This window comes from Chamaesiphon sp. OTE_75_metabat_556, from assembly GCF_031378165.1.
Taxonomy (GTDB): Bacteria; Cyanobacteriota; Cyanobacteriia; order Cyanobacteriales; family Chamaesiphonaceae; genus Chamaesiphon.
In genome coordinates this window covers 1-4,727 of the sequence record NZ_JANNDR010000546.1, presented here as the reverse complement: position 1 = coordinate 4,727, position 4,727 = coordinate 1, and the positions used below count along the sequence as shown (strand labels likewise).

At 47.8% G+C, this 4,727-nt stretch carries 6 protein-coding genes; all 6 read right to left on the bottom strand.

Annotated elements, in window-relative coordinates:
* On the bottom strand, positions 1–540 hold a 540-nt coding region (locus tag RMO27_RS21450; RefSeq protein ID WP_309736420.1), incomplete at its 3' end, for a heme-copper oxidase subunit III.
* Positions 537–935: a nuclear transport factor 2 family protein gene (locus tag RMO27_RS21445; protein WP_309736418.1), complete on the bottom strand. Its 399-nt coding sequence runs from the start codon at positions 933–935 to the stop codon at positions 537–539. The genes RMO27_RS21450 and RMO27_RS21445, both read right to left, overlap by 4 nt.
* A gap of 52 nt (positions 936–987) precedes the next feature.
* A complete protein-coding gene (ctaD, locus tag RMO27_RS21440) occupies positions 988–2,646 on the bottom strand; it encodes a cytochrome c oxidase subunit I (protein ID WP_309736416.1) in 1,659 nt (552 codons plus the stop codon).
* Positions 2,639–3,517, bottom strand: a complete 879-nt coding sequence (locus RMO27_RS21435) for a cytochrome c oxidase subunit II (RefSeq protein WP_309736414.1) — start codon at positions 3,515–3,517, stop codon at positions 2,639–2,641. Before RMO27_RS21435 ends, ctaD begins: the two co-directional genes overlap by 8 nt.
* The gene (locus tag RMO27_RS21430) at positions 3,514–4,119 is read right to left on the bottom strand and encodes a DUF2231 domain-containing protein (protein ID WP_309736412.1); all 606 of its coding nucleotides are present in this window, start codon (positions 4,117–4,119) and stop codon (positions 3,514–3,516) included. Before RMO27_RS21430 ends, RMO27_RS21435 begins: the two co-directional genes overlap by 4 nt.
* Positions 4,120–4,123: 4 nt before the next feature.
* Entirely contained in the window at positions 4,124–4,621 is a 498-nt protein-coding gene (locus RMO27_RS21425) for a DUF2231 domain-containing protein (protein ID WP_309736410.1), read from the bottom strand.
* Between the last annotated feature and the right edge of the window lie 106 nt (positions 4,622–4,727).

Here is a 4,727-nt window from a genome sequence, read left to right as displayed (position 1 = left end):
TGCTTCAACGCCGAATTCCCCCTGATCGTAATTACCAGGGATAAACGATCGAACTAACATCAGCGACTGGAGCAGTACTCCAGTCAAGACATGCAACCCGTGAAAGCCAGTGAGTAAGTAAAAGGTGCCACCAAATAAACCTGATGTAAACCCAAATTTTAGCCCCTGCCATTCGACAATTTGACCGTAGAGAAAGTAACTACCCATCAACATCGTCAGCAGCCAAAAAAAGCGAAATCCCCACAAGTTTTGCTGACGTAAACAGCGTTCGGCAAAATAAATTACGAAGCTACTCGATACCAAAATCACTGTATTAATTGCTGGCTCTCGAATTTCTAATCCCGATACACCTGCGGGGAGCCAATCAACAGCATTAGTTTTATAGACATAGTAGCCAATAAAAAAGCCCAGGAAAACGACACTTTCAGATAGTAAGAAGATAATAAACCCAAACATCCGATTGTCTGGTTCATCATGATGATGCGCTAGCTTTGGAGCTGTACTTTCGATCGAGTTATCAATTTCGCTTGTATTTATCATTTTGCTAATTTTTGCTCTGAATCAGGTTGGTCAGAAAGTGAACAGACCTCCATTACTTGAATCAATCCACGATCAATGGTAAAGCGATGACCAACATGCTCATCAGCAACTACGCTTCCAGCTAGATCGCGCACAACTTGATGCACATCAACCAAAATCAGCCCGCTCTCCTCTGGGTGAAAGGCACTCGGCTCAACATAGGGATCGATCTCGCTCCATTGCTCCGTCCAGTAAGCGCGGACTTCTTCATGTCCACGGACAAAACCGCCTTTGAACGCTCGCGGCCAAGCCACGTCCGCAGTCATGAGGGCTAGGGCGGCGTTGATGTCTCGCGTGTTGAAGGCAGCGTATGCCGCGCGTAACAATTCGATGTCTGATCCAGGTTGATTCAACATAAGAGATCTCGAATGGATTCTATAGGTAGGAACTTAGGTTATCGATTGAACCCTATAATTTATCGGCATTCGATACTAATGGTTCATCCATCCCATAACCGTAAGGCTCGGCAATAACAATCGGTAATTCCTCAAAGTTTTCATGCGGTGGTGGTGAAGCAACTAACCACTCCAATCCAATTGCCCGCCACGGGTTCGCTGGAGCCGTTTTACCCTGTACCCATGAACCCACAATGTTAATTAGGAAAGGCAGGGTAGACATCCCTAATAAGAAACCACCCAAGCTCGCAATCACATTCCAAAAAGCGAATTCTGGATCGTAAGAAGCTACCCGCCGGGGCATTCCTTGTAATCCTAAGGGGTGCATTGGGAAAAAGTTCAGATTGGTACCCAGAAAAGTTAGGGCAAAGTGGAGTTTACCCAAGCCCTCGTTATACATCCGTCCCGTCATTTTGGGGAACCAGTGATAGAGTGCGGCATAGATGCCCATCACTGTTGCACCGTAGATCACGTAGTGAAAATGCCCGACCACAAAGTAGGTATTATTAACGTGAATATCGACGGGTACGGCGGCTAACATAATCCCTGTGATGCCGGAAAAGACAAACATCACTAGTCCGCCCATCGCAAATAGCATGGGAGTATCTAGCCGTAATTTACCACCCCAAATCGTCCCCACCCAGGCGAATACTTTAATCCCCGTGGGCACAGAAATTAGCATCGTCGTGAACATAAATAACATCAGCATCCACCCAGGCGTACCGCTGGCAAACATGTGATGCACCCAGACAACGGCACTTAAACCCGTAATAATTAGGGATGAAACCGCGACAACTTTGTAGCCAAATAATGGCTTGCGGGCGTATACCGGAAATAGCTCGGAGAAGATGCCGAATACTGGGAGGATAATCACGTAGACAGCCGGATGCGAATAGAACCAGAAAAAGTGCTGGAACAGAACGGGGTCGCCACCTTTAGCCGGATCGTAAAAGCTGGTACCTGCGACGAGATCACAGAGTAGTAGCACCGCGCCTGCGGTGAGGGCTGGTAAACCAAATAATTGAATAATTTGGGCACTTAATACCGCCCACACAAATACGGGCATCCGAAACCAAGTCATGCCTGGTGCCCGCATGCGGAAGATCGTGGTGACAATATTAATTGCTCCCAAGATCGAGGATATACCTGATAGAACGATCGCGAGTAACCACAGAAATTGACCGTTAATTAGGTTCCCTGTGGGGTTCTGGAGACTGACGGGGGGATATGACCACCAGCCCGACTGAGCGGGACCTCCAGGGACGAGGAAGCTGCCAATCAGGACGATCCCAAAGATCGGAATCATCCAAAAAGCGATCGCATTCAAGCGCGGAAAAGCCATATCCCGTGCGCCAATCATCAGCGGCACTAAGTAGTTCGCCAATCCAGCTAAGACGGGAAATGTCCACAGGAACAGCATCACGGTGCCGTGCATGGTGAACATGGCATTATAGACGGTGCGATCGACTAAATCCGATTCTGGGGTGAGCAGTTCACCGCGAATAATCATCGCGAACACACCGCCAATTAGGAAGAAGAAAAAAGCGGTAACGATATACTGGATACCGATCACTTTATGATCGGTGCTAAATCCAAAAAACCGCCGCCAATCTTCCGGCTCGTGCGAACTGTCAATATCAATTTCAATTTCGGGGATAGATATATTAGTCATTAGGGTTAGAGTAATTAACTATCGGTGGAGCTGCGGGAACAATCGTTTTCCAGCCGGCGCGGGTCGATTTTTGGTTGTATTCAGCAAATGCGGTATTATGAGCGGCTGCGGGCGTTGTCGCAGCCGATCGCGTTAGCCAGGTCTGATAGTCGTCAGCGGATTCGACGACGACATTTGCTTGCATGGCGGCAAAATAAGTACCGCTATATTGGGAGTCTCGCAATCGATATTTACCAGCCAAAATCGGTGTGAACTCAAATTTGGCAACCCGTCCAGGGATCATATCTTGCTTGAGTCGGAAGGCGGGGATATAGAAGCCATGAATCACATCCTGTGCTCTGAGGATCAGGTGTGCCCGCTGATTTACAGGTAGATGTAGTTCGGTGCTGCTGACTTTTTGGGCGGGATAGCGAAATTCCCACGCCCACTGTTTGGCGATCACTTCGATCTCCGATCCAGATGTCTCCATCGGCATCACCATCGCCATCTCGGTGTGATCGTGCTCCATTGGGCCGCGAATTTCCATCTCGTCATAGATCTTGTAGCTATAAAAGGCAATCCCCATCACTAGGACAAAGGGAATCGCTGTCCAGACAATCTCTAGGGGAATATTACCTTCGATCGGTGGCCCATCTCCAGCATCATACTTACTAGCCTGTTGGAATAAAACAGCGTAGCCTAATGCCCCCACCACACCTAGAAAAATAAAGCTACCGATTGTCACCAAGACACTAAATAATCGATCGATTAAAACCGATTCGGCTGAGGCTTGGGGTGGAAACCAGCTATAGGCTTGCTGTCCGATCCACCAGCTAAGTGCTGCTAGACCGATCGCGGCGACTGCTAAAGTTAAGATCGTTTGTTTTTTCATCGTAAGCTCACATTGGGATCTGCCCCTAGTCGCAATAGATGATCGGCGGTATTATGTACCCCAAATTCACCCGCTAAATGTGCGCCGAGGGTGCCGTGGACAAACATCAATCCAAAGATAAACAGTCCAGCAAAAACATAACTCCACTGTACCTGTCGCGACAAATCCTTGCGCCAAATAAACCGCTGATAGCCTCTCCAGACCATCATCCCCACGATCGCACCCAGCAGCACCACGCCGCCGACACCGTGCCATAGCATCGTCTCGAAGGCTTCCAAACCCCAAGCACTTTTGACACCCGCTGGTGAGTCAGCTAGCATGATCTCATAAAATCCGGCGGCAACGGTAAAGAAGGTCACGATCGCAGCGGCGACCATGTTATACCAGCCGACATCAAAGAAATTCGATCGCGTCGCCGGAATTGCTAACAATTTAAATACGGGCTTTTCGAGCGGAAATAAGGCCCCAACAATGTCAAAACCGATCGCGACAATAAATAATCCCAGGGTGAGGTGGACTAAATTAGGATGAATGGGAATGGTGTAGGGTAAACCATTTGCTCCCACTTGCGCCGACACTCGCTCAAGTAATTCTGGATTCATTTATTCATAGTACTCCCTGTCGAATTGCCTCAACGACTGGTACGGTATGGAGTCCATATACCCATACCAATTTATCGCCTAAATAAGTCTGATAGAATACTAACCCAGTTAATAAGACTCCTGCTGCTAAATAGGGCACAGGGACGTATTTGGGGTCACGCGATCGCAATATATACCGCCAACTAGTAATCCCAGCCAGGATGACTGATAACGACCAACCGATGATCGTGTGCAGGCTTAGAGTTGACTCTACCGCACTGTAAGGTTCGGCTAAACCAGCTTCAACTTGTCCAAAAATTACAGCGATAAAAATAGAAATCGTCGCAAAAAACATATTCCACCAACTAACCTCATACATCCGGGGGTTGCGGGTAAAATAACCGATCAAATCACAACACGCCGCGAATAACACCATCGCAATCACGAAGTGAACCACGATCGGGTGCATGGTATCAGGATAGGGTAAATTATGCTCGTTTAAAGGTGGCAGATAGTCCAGCATGGTGTTCCTGTATACATATAGCCTGGGTCAAAGTCCACCCGTCATTACTATAACAATTTTAGCGAATATCAATATTCTCACATCTTGCATCAAAACATACTTTCTG